Raw genomic sequence first — 14,947 nt, 5'->3', positions numbered from 1 at the left:
CGGTTGGCCGACGCCTCTCCGATCCATTTCGCTTTACACGCTCCGGTGCGCTGCCTATGTATCGCGCCGACCAATCAACCTCTTGCATCGGAACAGCATCGTGCGCGCGGAAACGCAGAACATCATCGACGAGATCAGGCAGGCGATTACCCTGCTGAGGAGGCATCTTTGACTGGGATCAGGCTCTCAAGCGGCTTGAATACCTGAACGCGCGCGCCGAGGATTCGGCGCTGTGGAACGATCCGGCAGAAGCGCAGAAGCTGATGCGCGAGCGCCAGGGTCTCGAAGACGGCATCGGCGCGGTCAAGGGGCTGACGCAGGCGCTGGACGACAATATCGGGCTGATCGAGCTCGGCGAGGAAGAAGACGACGCTTCCATCGTCGAGGAAGCCGAGGCGGCGCTGCGCTCCATGAAGGGCGAGGTGAGGGCGCGCCAGATCGAGACCATGCTGTCGGGTGAGGCCGACGCCAACGACACCTATCTCGAAATCCACGCCGGCGCCGGCGGCACCGAGAGCCAGGACTGGGCGAACATGCTGCTGCGCATGTATACGCGCTGGGCCGAGCGCCGCGGCTTCAAGGTCGAGGTGCTGGAAATCCACGACGGCGAGGAAGCCGGCATCAAGTCGGCCACGGTGCTGATAAAGGGCCACAACGCCTATGGCTGGCTCAAGACGGAATCGGGCGTCCACCGGCTGGTGCGCATCTCGCCCTACGATTCCAACGCGCGGCGCCACACCTCCTTCGCTTCGGCCTGGGTCTATCCGGTGATCGACGATTCGATCGAGATCGATGTGTCGGAATCCGATGTTCGCATCGATACGTATCGCTCGTCCGGGTCGGGCGGCCAGCATGTCAACACGACGGACTCGGCGGTGCGCATCACCCATCTGGCCACCGGCATCGCGGTCGCCTGCCAGGCGGAGCGCTCCCAGCACAAGAACCGGGCCAAGGCATGGGAAATGCTGCGCTCGCGTCTCTACGAAGAAGAGCTGAAGAAGCGCGAGGCCGCCGCCAACGCAACGGAAGCCTCGAAGAGCGACATCGGCTGGGGGCACCAGATCCGCTCTTATGTGCTGCAGCCATACCAGTTGGTGAAGGACCTGCGCACCGGCGTCGAATCGACCAGTCCGTCCTCCGTGCTCGACGGCGACCTCGACGATTTCATGGAGGCGTCGCTCTCCCAGCGCATCGAGGGTGGCAGCGGCCAGCCGGTCGCCGACCTGGATTGACCGGGCGACTTCGAGGTTGCTTGCAGGGGCATATCGGGGCCCGCTGACGAACAAATGCGGCAAAAGCCGTGGATCGCGGCATCGGCCGTGTCCGCATTTCGCCGCATTGTGTGCTACAAGTCGCGCCGAAGGACGACCGGGCGGCATCGATGCGCCTGTAATGTGAGAGGGAAACCTATGAAGAAGGCCGTACTTGCCGTGATGGCGACGTCGTTTCTCGTCGCCGCCTGCACCACCGATCCCTATACGGGCGAACAGAAGGTTTCGAATACGGCGGGCGGCGCCGTGCTCGGCGGCCTGGCAGGCGCCGCGCTCGGCACGCTTGCCGGCGGCAACGACCGCCGCAACGCGCTGATCGGTGCGGGCGTCGGCGCACTGGCCGGCGGCGCCATCGGCTCCGTGATGGACCAGAACGAAAACGCGCTGCGGGCCCAGCTTCAGGGCACCGGCGTCAGCGTCACCCGCAACGGCAACCAGATCATCCTGAACATGCCGTCGGACATCACCTTCGCCACCGATCAGGATACGGTGAAGCCCGAGTTCTATCAGGTGCTGAATTCGGTCGCGCTGGTGCTGAAGAAGTACAACCAGACGCTGGTCGACGTGTTCGGACACACCGACTCGACCGGCAGCGAGCAGCATAATCTCGACCTGTCGCAGCGCCGCGCGCTGGCGGTGGCCAACTACCTGTCGGCGCAGGGCGTCGATTCGCGCCGCTTCGCCGTCACCGGCTTCGGCGAGTCGCGCCCGATCGCCTCGAACGCGACGGCCGAGGGCCGGTCGCAGAACCGTCGCGTGGAAATCCAGCTTTCGCCGCTGACCTGAGCGGTTCGAGCACAGGCAGAAAAATGAACGGCCCCTCAGAGGGGCCGTTTTCATATAGGGTCAGGTTTTTCCCAGGCGGGAAGTCGGCACCGCAAGCTTGCCGGCAGCGGTCAGGCCTTGACGGGGATATTCATGAACGCCGGTACGTCCTCGCCGAAGCCGACGACCTTGTTGTCGTCGTCCTCGTCATCGCGGCGGCGTCGGCTGCCGCGCATCTCGCGCTGAGCCCTGTCTTCGTCGGCAGACTTGCGCTCGGCGTTATCGGAACGGATCGCAGCCTTGCGGGTGCGGCGCTCGTCACCGTCGGTCGCCTCACGCTTCGACGGCTTCTCGGCCTTTTCGTCGGTTCTGCCGCGCGTCTTGCGATCCCCGTCCCTGCGCTCACCGTCCTTTCGACTGGACCGCTTCGCGCCGCCGCGACCGCGTCGCGGCGCTTCGTCCTCGCTGTCACTGGCCGACAGGGTCGAGAGATCGCCGTCCAGCCACTCGATCTCCTTGCCGATCAGCCTCTCGATGGCGTCGACATATTTGGTGTCGGACCTGGTGGCGATGGTGAAGGACTTGCCGGAGCGCCCGGCGCGGCCGGTGCGGCCGATGCGGTGGACATAGTCTTCGGCGTGGATCGGCACGTCGTAGTTGAAGACGTGGCTGACGTCGGGGATATCGAGCCCGCGCGCTGCGACGTCGGAGGCGACCAGCAGCTTGAGCTTGCCGTCGCGGAAATTGGCCAGCATGGTCATGCGCGCGCGCTGGTCCATGTCGCCATGCAGGGCGCCGGCGTCGAATTCGTGCTTGACCAGCGAGCGGAACAGCTCCGACACTTCCACTTTGCGATTGCAGAAGATGATGGCGTTCTTGATGCCGTCGCCTTCTTCCCGGATCAGATTGCGCAGGGTCTCGCGCTTGTCCCAGGACTTGGAACCAGACTTGACCAGTCGTTGCGTCACCGTCGAGGCGGTGGTTGCTGCTTTCGCCACCTCCACGCGCACCGGCGCGTGCAGGAACTGCTCGGTCAGCTTGGTGATCTCCGGCGGCATCGTAGCCGAGAAGAACAGCGTCTGACGAGTGAAGGGGATGAGCTTGCAGATGCGCTCGATGTCGGGGATGAAGCCCATGTCGAGCATACGGTCCGCCTCATCGATGACGAGGATTTCCACGCCGGTCAAGAGCAGCTTGCCGCGCTCGAAATGATCAAGCAGGCGGCCGGGCGTGGCGATGAGCACGTCGGCACCGCGTTCGAGCTTGCGTTCCTGCTCGTCGAACGAGACGCCGCCGATCAGCAGCGCCACGGTCAGCTTGTGGTTCTTGCCGTATTTGACGAAGTTCTCTTCGACCTGCGCCGCCAGTTCCCGCGTCGGCTCGAGGATGAGGGTGCGCGGCATGCGCGCCCGTGCCCGACCCTTTTCCAGCCGGGTGATCATCGGCAGAACGAAAGCCGCCGTCTTGCCGGTGCCGGTCTGGGCGATGCCCAGCACGTCCTTGCCCTGCAAGGCATGCGGGATCGCGCCGGCCTGGATCGGCGTCGGCTGCGTATAGCCGGCATCGGTAACTGCGGACAGAACCTTCGGCGACAAGCCGAGGTCCGAAAAAAGCAACGCTTCTGGCGCGGTCTGGGTGTCTGAGGACAAAATCTGGCTGTCTTCGCTTTCGGAGGAGCGCGGCGCAGAGCGCCGTGGCAGGCGCCCCGCACCTGCAATATGGTGCACCGCGATAGGCGTTGCCCCGCAATTTGTCAACTTAAAGGGTTGTCATGAAGCTGCCAATCATAACCTAACCTTAACCACCAGCGTTAATGCGCGGTGCGAATCAGTATCGGAATTGCTCGGCTAGTATCCGTTCATTCCAGGAATGGCTCGGATCGAACAGGAGCGTGGCGGTGCGGTCGGGCGATTCGCGCACCGTGACGGTCGCGACGGCCTTCACCTCGGTATGATCGGCGGCCGCGTTCACCGGCCGCTTGTCCGCTTCCAGAATGTCGAAACGCACCGTGGCCTTGTTCGCCAGCAGCGCCCCCCGCCAACGGCGAGGCCGGAAAGGGCTGACCGGGGTCAGCGCGAGCAGCGGCGCGTCGAGCGGCAGGATGGGGCCGTGCGCGGAAAGGTTATAGGCCGTCGAGCCGGCGGGCGTGGCGACCATGACGCCGTCGCAGGACAGTTCCTCCAGCCGTATCTGGTCGTCCACGGCGATCCGGATCTTGGCCGTCTGGTAGGACTGGCGCCACAGCGCCACCTCGTTGATCGCCAGCGCGAAAACGGTTTCGCCGCTGGTCGTCACGGCTTCCATCTCGAGCGGCCTGATCGTTTCGGACACCGCGGCGGCGACGCGCTCGGCAAGCCCGCCGACCCGGTATTCGTTCATCAGGAAGCCGATGGTGCCGCGGTTCATGCCGTAGACCTTCTGGCCGCTGCCCATGGTCTCGCGCAACGTCTGAAGAAGGAATCCGTCGCCGCCGAGGGCGACGATCACGTCGGCTTCTTCCATCGGAAGCTGGCCATAGCGGCCGATCAGCGCCTCGCGTGCGGCGATGGCGTCGGGGCTGTCGGACGAGATGAAGGCGAGACGGCTGGTGCTGCTCATGATCTCCGGCGGCGCTGTGCTGCGGCAGTGCCGCGCCGAGGTAGCACGGGCGGTCGCGCCTGCATAGGGACAGGCGGCCTCGCCGGATTCCCGTTCGGTTTCTCGGGGAAAGAAAAGATGAGGGTTAATCGCGACCTTAAGCAGTCGTAAAGCCGTGACCGGTATGTTAGTCCATACCACTCGGGTGGCGGGGGCCAATCGGTCGGGAAACCGTTTTGCCTTTTTCACGCCTGTTCATCGTCTTCATCCTCGTCGTCGGTTTCGCGCTCGGCTTTGCCGAACTGGTGCGCCAATCAGACGCGCAGCGTCCGGACCAGTCCGCGTCCAGCCGTTGCGACGATGCGGCAGGCGCGCCTTGTGCAAATCCGGGCCTGGCCAGGATGGATTGAGACGAACGGCCTACTGGCGAAAAGCAATGAAGACTGGTGCCCCCGGAGAGGATTGAACTCCCGACCTTCGGTTTACAAAACCGCTGCTCTACCGCTGAGCTACAAGGGCACGGTCTCCGGTTAGCACATCTGCCGCGTCAGTAAAGAGGCTGAAGAACTCCGGAAGGCTGCCGGCTTCGCCCTTTGCTCACGGCGACCTGCACTCGCCCGCTTTCCACCCCATATGAACGATATGGAATGATTGGTGGGAGAGTGCGCATGATCCGCTTGCTGATCGTACTTGTGCTTGCCGCGCTGGTCTGGTTCGCGGCCATGAAGGCCATCGAGGCGGCACGGCGGGCCGATGTCGACTGGACCGGTGTCACGGCATTCGTCGCCTTTATCGTCATGGCGTTCTGGCTGCGCCATGTCACCGGCATGGGTTGAGGCGTCGCCTGCGCCTTCAGCGGCGCCTGCCGCCGATCATCGCCGTGATCTGGCGGGCCGCTTCCTCCACCTGGGGGCCGATCGCGGCGGCCCGCTCCGGCGTGACCCGCACGGTCGGGCCGGAGACGGACACGCCGCCAACCGGCTCACCGAACTCGTTGAAGATGGCAGCCGCCACGCAGCGCATGCCCTCGTTTCGCTCCTCGTCGTCGATCGCCCAACCGCGCGCACGAATCCCGGCCAGGTCGTGTGAAAGGGCGGGCAGGGTAGCAAGTGTCTTTTCGGTGAAGGCCTCCAGTCCGGTCCGCCTGGCGATCGCCGCGACACGGTCGCCGTCGAGGTGGGCGAGCACGGCCTTGCCGATGCCCGACGCGTGGAAGGGGCTGCGCGTCCCCGGTCGGAAGAAGGCGCGGATCGCCTGGTGCGTCTCGACCTGACTGACGAAGACGACGCAATCGTCTTCGGCGACACCGAGATTGGCCGTCTCGCCGGTCTTTTCCATCAGGTCCTGCATGATGATGCGGGCACGATCCACCAGCTTGCGACCGCGCAGGAAGGCCGAGCCCATGCGATAGGTTTCGACGCCGACGGACCAGAGCTGGTTCGTCTTGTCGAACTCGACCATGCCGTGCGCCTCCAGCGTGGTCAGCATACGGTAGGCGGTGGGGGCGGGGACACCGGACGTGTTGGCGATCTCGGAAAGCGAAAGGCCCGCGCTGTCCGCCACGATGGCGAGAATGCGCAGCGCACGGTCGAGCGACTGGACGGATGCGGTTTCCTGCGGCGCATTGAAGGCGCGCGGCCGCCCACGCTGGCGTTTTTCTGCCTGGTCCATGACCTACTGTCGGTGAATGCGCGAAAAGCCGCAATGAAAAATTTTTTTGTAATTTCCTAGTCGAGCAAACTGAAAAACAGAAAACCGATGAAAATCAAAATGTAACATGAAAAAATCAATAATGAAAAAATATTTTGAAAAAATTGAAAAATAGCGTGCCTGCTGGCAGATTGCCGCCATCAAGGATCACCGGCAGGAGGCTGACATGGCCAGGATGCGCGCCGTCGATGCGGCAGTTCTCGTTCTCGAAAAGGAAGGCATCACCTGCGGCTTCGGCGTGCCGGGTGCGGCTATCAACGGGCTTTACTCGGCACTGAAGGCGAGGGGTACCATCCGCCACGTTCTCGCCCGCCATGTCGAGGCCGCCTCGCATATGGCCGAGGGCTACACCCGCGCCAGCGCCGGCAATATCGGCCTGTGCATCGGCACGTCCGGCCCGGCCGGCACCGACATGATCACCGGGCTTTACTCGGCGTCCGCCGATTCCATTCCCATTCTGTGCATCACCGGACAGGCGCCGCGCGCGCGGCTGACCAAGGAGGATTTCCAGGCGGTCGACATCGCCGCCATCGCGGCGCCGGTCACGAAGTGGGCGGTGACCGTCATGGAGCCCTATCTGGTGCCGATGGCGTTGCAGAAGGCGTTCCACCTGATGCGCTCCTCGCGTCCCGGCCCGGTGCTGATCGACCTACCGGTCGACGTGCAGCTTGCCGAGATCGAATTCGACATCGACGCCTACGAGCCGCTTGCCGCCTTCAAGCCGGCGATGACCCGCGCCCAGGCCGAGAAAGCATTGGCCATGCTCAATACGGCCGAAAAGCCGCTGATCGTCGCCGGCGGCGGTATCATCAATGCGGATGCTTCCGACCTTCTGATCGAGTTCGCCGAGATCACCGGCGTCCCGGTCATCCCGACGCTGATGGGCTGGGGCACGATCCCGGACGACCACCGGCTGATGGCCGGCATGTGCGGCTTGCAGACCTCGCACCGCTACGGCAACGCCACCATGCTGGCGTCGGATTTCGTGCTGGGTATCGGCAACCGCTGGGCCAATCGCCACACCGGCTCCGTCGACACCTACACCAGGGGGAAAAAGTTCGTCCATATCGACATCGAGCCGACGCAGATCGGCCGGGTCTTCGCACCGGACCTCGGTGTCGTTTCCGACGCTGGCGCGGCGCTGAAGATGCTGCTCGACGTCGCCACCGAATGGAAGACGGCTGGCAAGCTGCGCGACTGGTCTGGCTGGGCCAAGGAATGCGCGCATCGCAAGAAGACGATGAAGCGCAAGACGCATTTCGACCAGATTCCGATGAAGCCGCAGCGCGTTTACGAGGAGATGAACAAGGCTTTTCCGCGCGACACCACCTATGTCTCGACCATCGGACTCAGCCAGATCGCCGGGGCGCAGTTCCTGCACGTCTACAAGCCGCGCAACTGGATCAACTGCGGCCAGGCCGGCCCGCTCGGCTGGACGCTTCCGGCGGCGCTCGGCGTGCGTGCCGCACGGCCGGACGCCAACATCGTGGCGCTTTCGGGCGACTACGACTTCCAGTTCATGATCGAGGAACTGGCCGCCGGCGCGCAGCACAAGCTGCCCTACATCCACGTCGTCGTGAACAACGCCTATCTCGGCCTGATCCGCCAGTCGCAGCGCGGGTTCTCGATGGACTATGAGGTCTCATTGGCCTTCGAGAATATCAACACGGTCGGCCATGCCGAGGTCGGTTACGGCGTCGACCATGTCGCGGTCGCCGAGGCGATGGGCTGCAAGGCGGTGCGCGTGCGCCGGCCGGAGGATTGCGCGGCAGGGCTCGCCGAGGCCAAGCGGCTGATGGAAGAGCATCAGGTTCCGGTCGTCGTCGAATTCATCTTGGAGCGTGTCACCAACATCTCCATGGGCACCGAGATCGACAATATCACCGAATTCGAGGACCTTGCCGAAAAGAACGAGGACGCGCCGACGGCCATCGTGCTGCTGGATTGAGGCAAAAAGCTCGTCATTCCGGAAGCCGTGCGAAGCGGAGCGAAGCATGGCTATCCGGGATCCATTCCGGAACAACGGCTAGGTTACGGAATGGATCCCGGCTCGCAGTCGCTTCGCTTCCTTGGCCGGGATGACGCACGCTGAGATTGATGTCCTTGCCGGACATATGGAGACAAAAAGAATGCCGAAATTTTCAGCCAATCTTTCCATGCTCTTCCAGGAGCACGACTTTTTGGACCGCTTCGACGCGGCTGCCCGCGCCGGCTTCAAGGGCGTCGAATATCTCGGCCCCTACGACCACACGCCGGACGAGGTGGTCGCGCGGCTGAAGAAGAACGGGCTGACCCAGGTGCTGTTCAATGTGCCGTCCGGCAACTGGGCCGGCGGCGAGCGCGGCATCGCCGTGCTGCCGGACCGCGTGGACGAGTTCCGCGCCGGCATCGACAATGCCATTACCTATGCCAAGGCGCTCGGCTGCGGCCAAGTCAACTGCCTTGCCGGCATCGCGCGGGCCGGCGTCGACCGCGCCAGGCTGGAGGAAACCTTCGTCGCGAACCTCAAGTTCGCCGCCGAAAAGCTCGGGCAGGAAGGCATCAAGCTGCTGATCGAGCCGATCAACACGCGCGATATTCCCGGCTTCTTCCTGACCAACACGAAGCAGGGGCTCGATATCCTGGAAAAGGTCGGCTCGCCGAACCTCTATTTGCAATACGACATCTATCACATGCAGATTATGGAGGGGGATCTCGCCCGGACCATCGAGGCGAACCTCAGCCGCATTGCGCATATCCAGCTTGCGGACAATCCCGGCCGTCACGAGCCGGGGACGGGCGAGATCAACTATCCCTTCCTGTACGACTTCATCGACGGCCTCGGCTACACGGGCTGGATAGGCGCGGAATACAAGCCGAAGGCCGGCACCGAGGCTGGGCTGGGCTGGTTCAGGGAATTCGCGGGCAAGGCTGCGGCGTGATCCCTCCCCCGTGAGGGGGAGGGGTTCCGCGTCAGATTTTGAAAGGATAACACCAATGGACACAATCGGCTTCATCGGGCTGGGCATCATGGGCGCGCCGATGGCGGGGCATCTGCTGGATGCCGGCTATAGCGTCGTCACCAGTGACCATCGCGGCAAGCCGCCGGCGTACCTCGTCGCCAAGGGCCTCAAGGCGGTGACCGGCTCGAACGCTGTCGCCAAGGCCGCCGACATCGTCATCACCATGGTGCCGGACACGCCGCAGGTAGACGAAGTGCTGTTCGGCGAGAACGGCGTGGCGTCAGGCCTGTCCAAAGGCAAGCTGGTCATCGACATGTCGTCGATCTCGCCGATCGCCACCAAGGAATTTGCAAAAAAGATCAACGAACTCGGCTGCGACTACCTCGACGCGCCGGTTTCCGGCGGCGAGGTCGGCGCCAAGGCGGCCTCGCTGACCATCATGGTCGGCGGCGAAGGCAAGGCTTTCGACCGCGCCAAGCCTGTGTTCGAAAAGATGGGCAAGAACATCACGCTGGTCGGCCCCAACAGCGTCGGCCAGACTACCAAGGTCGCCAACCAGATCGTCGTCGCCCTGACCATCGAGGCCGTCGCCGAGGCGCTGGTGTTCGCCTCCAAGGCAGGCGCCGACCCGGCCAAGGTGCGGCAGGCGCTGATGGGTGGCCTGGCCTCGTCGCGCATCCTCGAAGTGCATGGCGAGCGCATGATCAAGCGCACCTTCGCGCCCGGCTTCCGCATCGAACTGCACCAGAAGGATTTGAACTTGGCGCTGGAGGGCGCGAGGTCGCTCGGCGTAGCGCTGCCCAACACCTCGACAACGCAGCAGCTTTTCAACGCCTGCGCGGCCAACGGGGGGGCGAAGGACGATCACTCAGGGCTAGTCAAGGCGCTGGAGGGGATGGCGGGGCATGAGGTGGCTTAGCGCCATCTTTCCCTCCCCCTTGAGGGGAGGGTGGCCACGCAGCGGCCGGGAGGGATAACCTCAACCGCTCCGACGTCAATTTCGAGGTCACGCTCTACGGCCGGCGACCCCTCCGGTCAGGCCTGCGGCCTGCCACCCTCCCCTCAAGGGGGAGGGGAGCCGCGGAGCCATTTCCCCGCCACATACAAACTCACCGCCGCTGCGTTGCTGACGTTGAGCGACCGTATCGCGCCCGGCATGTCGAGCCGGGCGAGCGCATTGACTGTCTCGCGCGTCTTCTGGCGCAGGCCCTTGCCCTCTGCTCCCAACACGAGCGCGATCTTTTTTCCCGAGAACGTCTTTTCCAGTTCCGCCGGCCCTTCCGAATCAAGGCCGATGGTCTGGAAGCCGGCGTGGTGCAGTTCGCCGAGCGCCTCGGCGAGGTTGCGCACCTCGATATGGTCGATGTGTTCCAGCGCGCCGGAAGCCGATTTCGCCAGAACACCGCTTTCGGTCGGACTGTGACGGGCCGTGGTGATCAGCGCGCCGGCGCCGAAGGCGACCGCCGAACGCAGGATCGCCCCGACATTGTGCGGGTCGGTCACCTGGTCGAGCACCAGCAACAGATTCGTTTCGCCCAGGGCGTCGAGCCGTTTCGGCCGCAGCGGCTCGGCCTCTATCAGCACGCCCTGATGCACGGCGTCCGACCCGGTCAGCCTGTCGATGTCGCGTGGTTCGGCCAGTTCGGCGGGAAAGGGCAGGGCGGACAGGTCGGCAATCGCCAGCCGCTCGGCGGCGTTGCGCGTGACCAGCATTTTCTTGATTTTCCGCGCCGGATTGTCGAGCGCGGCACGCACCGTGTGCAGGCCATAGAGCCACACCAGCCCGTCGGCGGGGCCGTCGCCTGGCTCGATCCTGGGGCGCGGGCGGTGCTGCGGCGCGCCGCCGGCCTTCTCGTCACGATGCGCGCGCCGAAGGCGTGCATAGTGCGAATCCTTCGGCGAGCCGGTGCTGCCGCCTTCAGCTTTCGTTCCGCGGCGCTTGTCTTTGTGGTCCACCATGAGCGCTCTATAGCCGCCAAGGGAACGTTTGCCTACGTCTTCCGTTTTGTCCGGGCAAGGCAGCACCCGATCGGGTGCTCATCAGCTCACGGGCCGACGGTGGCCTGAACGACACAAATTCAGGAGGACATTTTGGGCGCTTCGGTTCTGATTGGCATTCTGATCACCTTTCTGGTGATCATATTGGTTCTCTACCTTGTCCAACGTCTGCCGCTCGACGGACGCACGCGGCAGATCGCGCAGATCGTCATCATCATCATCGGCATCATTTCTCTGCTGAAATATCTCGCGGTTTTCTAGCCGGGAAAGCAGGAAAAGCCGGGCGGCGTGGTTGACACCGCATCGCCCAGTCGCCATAAGGCCCATCGCTGATTTCGAGGCCGCGCTGCGGAACCGAAAGCAGGCGAAAATGCCTCGTTGCATGGCTCCGGCGACAGTACGGAGGGGTGTCCGAGTGGTTAAAGGAGACGGACTGTAAATCCGTTCGCTATGCGTACGCTGGTTCGAATCCAGCCCCCTCCACCACTGTCGTACCGGAGCCGCGCGATCCACGCGAAACGCCCTCGCTTTTGCATCGGCAGCGTGGCATGACAGTGCGGCGCGGGTGTAGCTCAATGGTAGAGCAGCAGCCTTCCAAGCTGAATACCCGGGTTCGATTCCCGGTACCCGCTCCAATTCTTTTGGCGAAGTCCTTCTGAGAACAATCGGTCCCTACGCGCCGTATCAGCGCCGAGCCGCTTCCACGGTTGCCGGTCCGTCAGAACAGTCGGCCTCTCAAAGGCTGCAAAAACGGCATCTCAGGCGGGCAAACCCGACTTGAACTCCATCAGGCCGCCATTCTACCAAAGGGCAGATTTAAAAGAATCTGCGCGTCGGTTCAGACGAATTCCATTACCACGATCGCGCCGATGACGATCAGAACGAGACCGGCGATCAGCATGGGCATCAGGCTGCTGGCCGTGCTGTCGCGGCCACTGGCGGCTTCGCTCGACAATACCACGGGCTTTCCGTTTTGGTTTTCTTCCATGTCTCGACTCCAAACTGGTATCGAGTTTACCACTTTTAGCCGTCGTGGCGATGCGACAAAAAATGCTGCAGAGCGCAGACCATTGCGGCTGCTTCGATGAGGTCAGGTGCATCGTGATCTCCTGCCAAGGAGGGGCCCTTGGATGTCAGATCAAGGCGCTGTCACCGATACAGATAGACGATCTCGGGTGGATCGCCGGCTTCTGTCTGCCTTATCGCCCTGGCGCGCAGGCGACCGCCGCGGGCGTGGTCGGTGTGCAGGTTCTCCTTGAGAACCTTCTTCGCGGCTGCGAGCGCGGTCCTCGCCGTCACTTCGGTCGGCGCGCGCTCCATGCTTCCGGTCTCGGACAAGGGTTCGATGGTCCATTTCGCCATGGTGGCACGATCCTGCGCGCGGAAGGGGCGGGCAATTTCCGACGGTTTTGCTTTCGCGTCAATTCAGCGCTCCCGGCGATATTCGCCGGAAAACGACGGTTTGCGGCCCGATGCTAATCCTCGATCGCCTCGATTCCCTGTCGTTTGAGCTCGGCAAGGCGGTTCTTCATGGCCCGTAGGTCCTCGACCGAGTGGCGCTCCCAGTCCTTCACCTCGCCGACGATGCGGATCGGGTCGCGGGCGCGGTAGGATTTCGTCAGGTTGCCTGGAAACTTCCTGTCCGTCAGGTTCGGGTCGTCCTCGAAAGGGCCGGTCGGCTCGACGATGTAGATCCGCTCGCGTCCGTTGCCCTGGGCGAGTTCGGCGCCCCATATGGCTGCGTGCATCGTCGCACTGAAATAGACGTAGCGGGCGGTTTTGCGGCTGCCGTAATTGGAGGCGTAGCCGGGGCCGATCAGGTCGCCCTCGTTCAGTTGCGCCCTCGTTCCATGAAAAAGGACGGCGTGCCTGGACCGCTGATCGTCATCGACACGCTTTCCTTTTGATCGGGGCGCGCCTTCTCAAATCCGATTGAGGCGCCGGCGGCAAAAAAAAGTCCGCTGCGGCCGGAGCGACGCCGCTCCGGCCCTTGGGTATCGCTCAGGTGTTGAGCGCTGTGGCGACCTGGTGATGCGGGGGCACCTGTCCGTTCGGCGTCAGTTTGTCGACGACGCCCGGCAGGGCTGCCGACAACTGCTTGAGCAATTCCTGTTCGTCCATGCCGGTCCGCTGCGCTATTTCGCGGATCACCTGGGGTCCGAGCGCCGAGGCGAGTGCGCCGGCGTCGATCTGCTTGTTCTGCCCGGCACCCACCCAGGAATCTGCGGCTTCGCCGTGTCCGGCATTCTTCAGCCGGTCGAGCAGGCCTCCGAGACCGCCCAGCAAGCCGCCGTCCGCCGTCGATGCGTCCGCCGGAGCTTGGCCTGCCGGGGCAGGGGCGGGCGGTTGCCCCGCCTTTTCATCGCCGCCGCCGCTCAGCATCTTGCCGACGAGCAGCGCGCCGAGCGCAATGAGCAGCGGCTTGCCGATGTTTCCGCCTGGCACGGCGTTGTCGAAAAGTCCCATTTGCAGACCTCCAGAAAGGTTCATCCCGGCCCGTCGAAGACAATGGCGCATCCACGCCGGATTTCAAGCCTGACTTGAGCCCGGGCCGATCATATGAAAATGATTGGCGCCGGGGGCAGATGGAGAACGACATGTCCGTTATCAGTTGGATCATTCTCGGCGTCATAGCCGGTTTCCTGGGCAGCAAGATCGTCAACAAGAGCGGCCAGGGCATCATCATGGATATCGCGCTCGGTATCGTCGGCGCGATCGTCGGCGGCTTGATTTTCAGCGCATTCGGCGCTTCCGGGGTCACCGGCCTCAACATCTACAGCCTGATCGTCGCGGTCATCGGCGCGATCGTCGTGCTGTGGGCCTATCACGCCATCACCGGCCGGCGCGCCTAACCTCCGGATTTTCTTCGCCACCGGCTTCTTCCTTCACCTGCGGGAGAATCGGTTAGCCGCGGTTGCGTGCCACGGCACGAGCGGCGGCCTTGCGCGGCTGCCGCGAACGCCTATATCGGCATGGATCCATCCCCGCCGACGCTCGCCGTTTCGCGAAATGGGGCCTGCGGCCTTGGTCGCCCAGGCCACAAGAGGCTTGTGTTTTAGAGCCTTTGTCGCTAAGCGCCCCGCATCCGAGTGAAAAGGTCACGCCGTCCAAGGGAAAGCCTCAAGGAAAGAGACTATGGCAAAAGGTAAATTCGAGCGTAATAAGCCTCATGTGAACATTGGCACGATTGGTCACGTTGACCACGGCAAGACGTCGCTGACGGCTGCGATCACGAAGTACTTCGGGGAGTTCAAGGCGTACGACCAGATCGACGCGGCTCCTGAGGAGAAGGCGCGCGGCATCACCATCTCGACGGCGCATGTGGAATACGAGACGCCTTCGCGTCACTATGCGCACGTCGACTGCCCCGGCCACGCCGACTATGTGAAGAACATGATCACCGGTGCGGCGCAGATGGACGGCGCGATCCTGGTGGTGTCGGCGGCCGACGGCCCGATGCCGCAGACGCGCGAGCACATCCTGTTGGCCCGCCAGGTCGGCGTCCCGGCGATCGTGGTGTTTTTGAACAAGGTCGACCAGGTCGACGATCCGGAGCTTCTGGAACTGGTCGAGCTCGAGGTTCGCGAGCTTCTGTCGAAGTACGAGTTCCCCGGCGACGACATTCCGATCGTCAAGGGCTCGGCGCTTGCCGCTCTCGAGGATTCGAACAAGGAGATCGGCGAG

General features: G+C 63.6%; 17 protein-coding genes, 3 tRNA genes and 1 pseudogene. 12 read left to right on the top strand and 9 right to left on the bottom strand.

Annotated elements, in window-relative coordinates:
- Window positions 1–100 precede the first annotated feature (100 nt).
- Together prfB and ABMA46_RS19905 are read left to right on the top strand one after the other, a co-directional pair.
- Window positions 101–1,232 (top strand): peptide chain release factor 2 gene (gene prfB / locus ABMA46_RS19910; protein ID WP_349001748.1). Its coding sequence is split into 2 segments (ribosomal slippage): window positions 101–166 and window positions 168–1,232, totalling 1,131 coding nucleotides; the frame shifts between segments, so codons are not numbered across the junction.
- 177 nt (window positions 1,233–1,409) lie between these two features.
- A complete protein-coding gene (locus tag ABMA46_RS19905) occupies window positions 1,410–2,057 on the top strand; it encodes a YiaD family glycine zipper/OmpA-like lipoprotein (protein ID WP_349001747.1) in 648 nt (215 codons plus the stop codon).
- Between the two features lie 110 nt (window positions 2,058–2,167).
- Here ABMA46_RS19905 and ABMA46_RS19900 read toward each other — a convergent pair whose 3' ends face one another.
- Window positions 2,168–3,685, bottom strand: coding sequence for a DEAD/DEAH box helicase (locus tag ABMA46_RS19900; RefSeq protein ID WP_349001746.1), 1,518 nt, complete (start codon window positions 3,683–3,685; stop codon window positions 2,168–2,170).
- Window positions 3,686–3,863: 178 nt separating this feature from the next.
- Window positions 3,864–4,634: an NAD kinase gene (locus ABMA46_RS19895; RefSeq protein ID WP_349001745.1), complete on the bottom strand. Its 771-nt coding sequence runs from the start codon at window positions 4,632–4,634 to the stop codon at window positions 3,864–3,866.
- Between the two features lie 215 nt (window positions 4,635–4,849).
- Between ABMA46_RS19895 and ABMA46_RS19890 the strand changes: the two genes are divergently transcribed.
- Window positions 4,850–5,023: a hypothetical protein gene (locus tag ABMA46_RS19890; RefSeq protein ID WP_349001744.1), complete on the top strand. Its 174-nt coding sequence runs from the start codon at window positions 4,850–4,852 to the stop codon at window positions 5,021–5,023.
- A gap of 34 nt (window positions 5,024–5,057) precedes the next feature.
- On the opposite strand, the gene ABMA46_RS19885 is transcribed toward ABMA46_RS19890, so the two are convergent.
- A tRNA-Thr gene (locus ABMA46_RS19885) sits at window positions 5,058–5,132 on the bottom strand.
- A gap of 149 nt (window positions 5,133–5,281) precedes the next feature.
- On the opposite strand from ABMA46_RS19885, the gene ABMA46_RS19880 reads away from it, so the two are divergent.
- Window positions 5,282–5,449, top strand: coding sequence for a hypothetical protein (locus ABMA46_RS19880; protein WP_349001743.1), 168 nt, complete (start codon window positions 5,282–5,284; stop codon window positions 5,447–5,449).
- A 16-nt stretch (window positions 5,450–5,465) separates the two neighbouring features.
- On the opposite strand, the gene bhcR is transcribed toward ABMA46_RS19880, so the two are convergent.
- Window positions 5,466–6,284: an HTH-type transcriptional regulator BhcR gene (gene bhcR, locus ABMA46_RS19875; protein ID WP_349001742.1), complete on the bottom strand. Its 819-nt coding sequence runs from the start codon at window positions 6,282–6,284 to the stop codon at window positions 5,466–5,468.
- Window positions 6,285–6,489: 205 nt separating this feature from the next.
- On the opposite strand from bhcR, the gene gcl reads away from it, so the two are divergent.
- From gcl to ABMA46_RS19860, 3 genes are all read left to right on the top strand, one after another.
- Entirely contained in the window at window positions 6,490–8,271 is a 1,782-nt protein-coding gene (gene gcl, locus ABMA46_RS19870; protein WP_349001741.1) for a glyoxylate carboligase, read from the top strand.
- A 181-nt stretch (window positions 8,272–8,452) separates the two neighbouring features.
- Window positions 8,453–9,244, top strand: coding sequence for a 2-oxo-tetronate isomerase (gene otnI / locus ABMA46_RS19865; protein ID WP_349001740.1), 792 nt, complete (start codon window positions 8,453–8,455; stop codon window positions 9,242–9,244).
- Window positions 9,245–9,299: 55 nt separating this feature from the next.
- A complete protein-coding gene (locus tag ABMA46_RS19860; protein ID WP_349001739.1) occupies window positions 9,300–10,184 on the top strand; it encodes a 2-hydroxy-3-oxopropionate reductase in 885 nt (294 codons plus the stop codon).
- A 143-nt stretch (window positions 10,185–10,327) separates the two neighbouring features.
- On the opposite strand, the gene ABMA46_RS19855 is transcribed toward ABMA46_RS19860, so the two are convergent.
- Entirely contained in the window at window positions 10,328–11,224 is an 897-nt protein-coding gene (locus tag ABMA46_RS19855) for a TrmH family RNA methyltransferase (protein ID WP_349001738.1), read from the bottom strand.
- A 132-nt stretch (window positions 11,225–11,356) separates the two neighbouring features.
- Here ABMA46_RS19855 and ABMA46_RS19850 point away from each other — a divergent pair, with 132 nt between their 5' ends.
- The 3 genes from ABMA46_RS19850 (at window position 11,357) to ABMA46_RS19840 (ending at window position 11,898) form a co-directional block, all read left to right on the top strand.
- Window positions 11,357–11,524, top strand: a complete 168-nt coding sequence (locus ABMA46_RS19850) for a Thivi_2564 family membrane protein (protein ID WP_349001737.1) — start codon at window positions 11,357–11,359, stop codon at window positions 11,522–11,524.
- 140 nt (window positions 11,525–11,664) lie between these two features.
- Window positions 11,665–11,749: transfer RNA gene (locus tag ABMA46_RS19845), tRNA-Tyr, on the top strand.
- 75 nt (window positions 11,750–11,824) lie between these two features.
- Window positions 11,825–11,898: transfer RNA gene (locus ABMA46_RS19840), tRNA-Gly, on the top strand.
- Between the two features lie 203 nt (window positions 11,899–12,101).
- On the opposite strand, the gene ABMA46_RS19835 is transcribed toward ABMA46_RS19840, so the two are convergent.
- The 4 genes and pseudogenes from ABMA46_RS19835 to ABMA46_RS19820 all read right to left on the bottom strand — a co-directional run bounded on the left by ABMA46_RS19835 (window position 12,102) and on the right by ABMA46_RS19820 (window position 13,729).
- A complete protein-coding gene (locus ABMA46_RS19835; RefSeq protein ID WP_349001736.1) occupies window positions 12,102–12,251 on the bottom strand; it encodes a hypothetical protein in 150 nt (49 codons plus the stop codon).
- Window positions 12,252–12,412: 161 nt separating this feature from the next.
- Complete coding sequence (locus ABMA46_RS19830) at window positions 12,413–12,625, bottom strand: hypothetical protein (RefSeq protein WP_349001735.1); 213 nt, start codon at window positions 12,623–12,625, stop codon at window positions 12,413–12,415.
- A gap of 113 nt (window positions 12,626–12,738) precedes the next feature.
- Window positions 12,739–13,119 (bottom strand): annotated as a pseudogene (gene arr, locus ABMA46_RS19825) (NAD(+)--rifampin ADP-ribosyltransferase); the annotation flags it as partial.
- Window positions 13,120–13,264: 145 nt separating this feature from the next.
- Window positions 13,265–13,729, bottom strand: a complete 465-nt coding sequence (locus ABMA46_RS19820) for a YidB family protein (protein WP_349001734.1) — start codon at window positions 13,727–13,729, stop codon at window positions 13,265–13,267.
- 131 nt (window positions 13,730–13,860) lie between these two features.
- On the opposite strand from ABMA46_RS19820, the gene ABMA46_RS19815 reads away from it, so the two are divergent.
- Both ABMA46_RS19815 and ABMA46_RS19810 read left to right on the top strand, forming a co-directional pair.
- On the top strand, window positions 13,861–14,115 hold the full coding sequence (locus ABMA46_RS19815; RefSeq protein WP_349001733.1) for a GlsB/YeaQ/YmgE family stress response membrane protein: 255 nt from the start codon (window positions 13,861–13,863) through the stop codon (window positions 14,113–14,115).
- Between the two features lie 283 nt (window positions 14,116–14,398).
- Window positions 14,399–14,947 (top strand): GTP-binding protein (locus ABMA46_RS19810; RefSeq protein WP_349001732.1); only part of this gene is annotated, 549 nt, incomplete at its 3' end.

The sequence above is a fragment of the Mesorhizobium hunchu genome, assembly GCF_040081975.1.
Taxonomy (GTDB): domain Bacteria; phylum Pseudomonadota; class Alphaproteobacteria; order Rhizobiales; family Rhizobiaceae; genus Mesorhizobium; species Mesorhizobium hunchu.
Note: the sequence above shows the minus strand (reverse complement) of the source record. Positions and strands in the feature narration are given on the sequence as shown.

Bases quoted from the DNA above. Each gene is read 5' to 3' on its own strand.
- ABMA46_RS19905 (WP_349001747.1), top strand. From the start codon at position 1,410: ATGAAGAAGGCCGTACTTGCCGTGATGGCGACGTCGTTTCTCGTCGCC.
- ABMA46_RS19895 (WP_349001745.1), bottom strand. From the start codon at position 4,634: ATGAGCAGCACCAGCCGTCTCGCCTTCATCTCGTCCGACAGCCCCGAC.
- ABMA46_RS19880 (WP_349001743.1), top strand. From the start codon at position 5,282: ATGATCCGCTTGCTGATCGTACTTGTGCTTGCCGCGCTGGTCTGGTTC.
- bhcR (WP_349001742.1), bottom strand. From the start codon at position 6,284: ATGGACCAGGCAGAAAAACGCCAGCGTGGGCGGCCGCGCGCCTTCAAT.
- gcl (WP_349001741.1), top strand. From the start codon at position 6,490: ATGGCCAGGATGCGCGCCGTCGATGCGGCAGTTCTCGTTCTCGAAAAG.
- otnI (WP_349001740.1), top strand. From the start codon at position 8,453: ATGCCGAAATTTTCAGCCAATCTTTCCATGCTCTTCCAGGAGCACGAC.
- ABMA46_RS19860 (WP_349001739.1), top strand. From the start codon at position 9,300: ATGGACACAATCGGCTTCATCGGGCTGGGCATCATGGGCGCGCCGATG.
- ABMA46_RS19855 (WP_349001738.1), bottom strand. From the start codon at position 11,224: ATGGTGGACCACAAAGACAAGCGCCGCGGAACGAAAGCTGAAGGCGGC.
- ABMA46_RS19835 (WP_349001736.1), bottom strand. From the start codon at position 12,251: ATGGAAGAAAACCAAAACGGAAAGCCCGTGGTATTGTCGAGCGAAGCC.
- ABMA46_RS19830 (WP_349001735.1), bottom strand. From the start codon at position 12,625: ATGGCGAAATGGACCATCGAACCCTTGTCCGAGACCGGAAGCATGGAG.
- ABMA46_RS19820 (WP_349001734.1), bottom strand. From the start codon at position 13,729: ATGGGACTTTTCGACAACGCCGTGCCAGGCGGAAACATCGGCAAGCCG.
- ABMA46_RS19815 (WP_349001733.1), top strand. From the start codon at position 13,861: ATGTCCGTTATCAGTTGGATCATTCTCGGCGTCATAGCCGGTTTCCTG.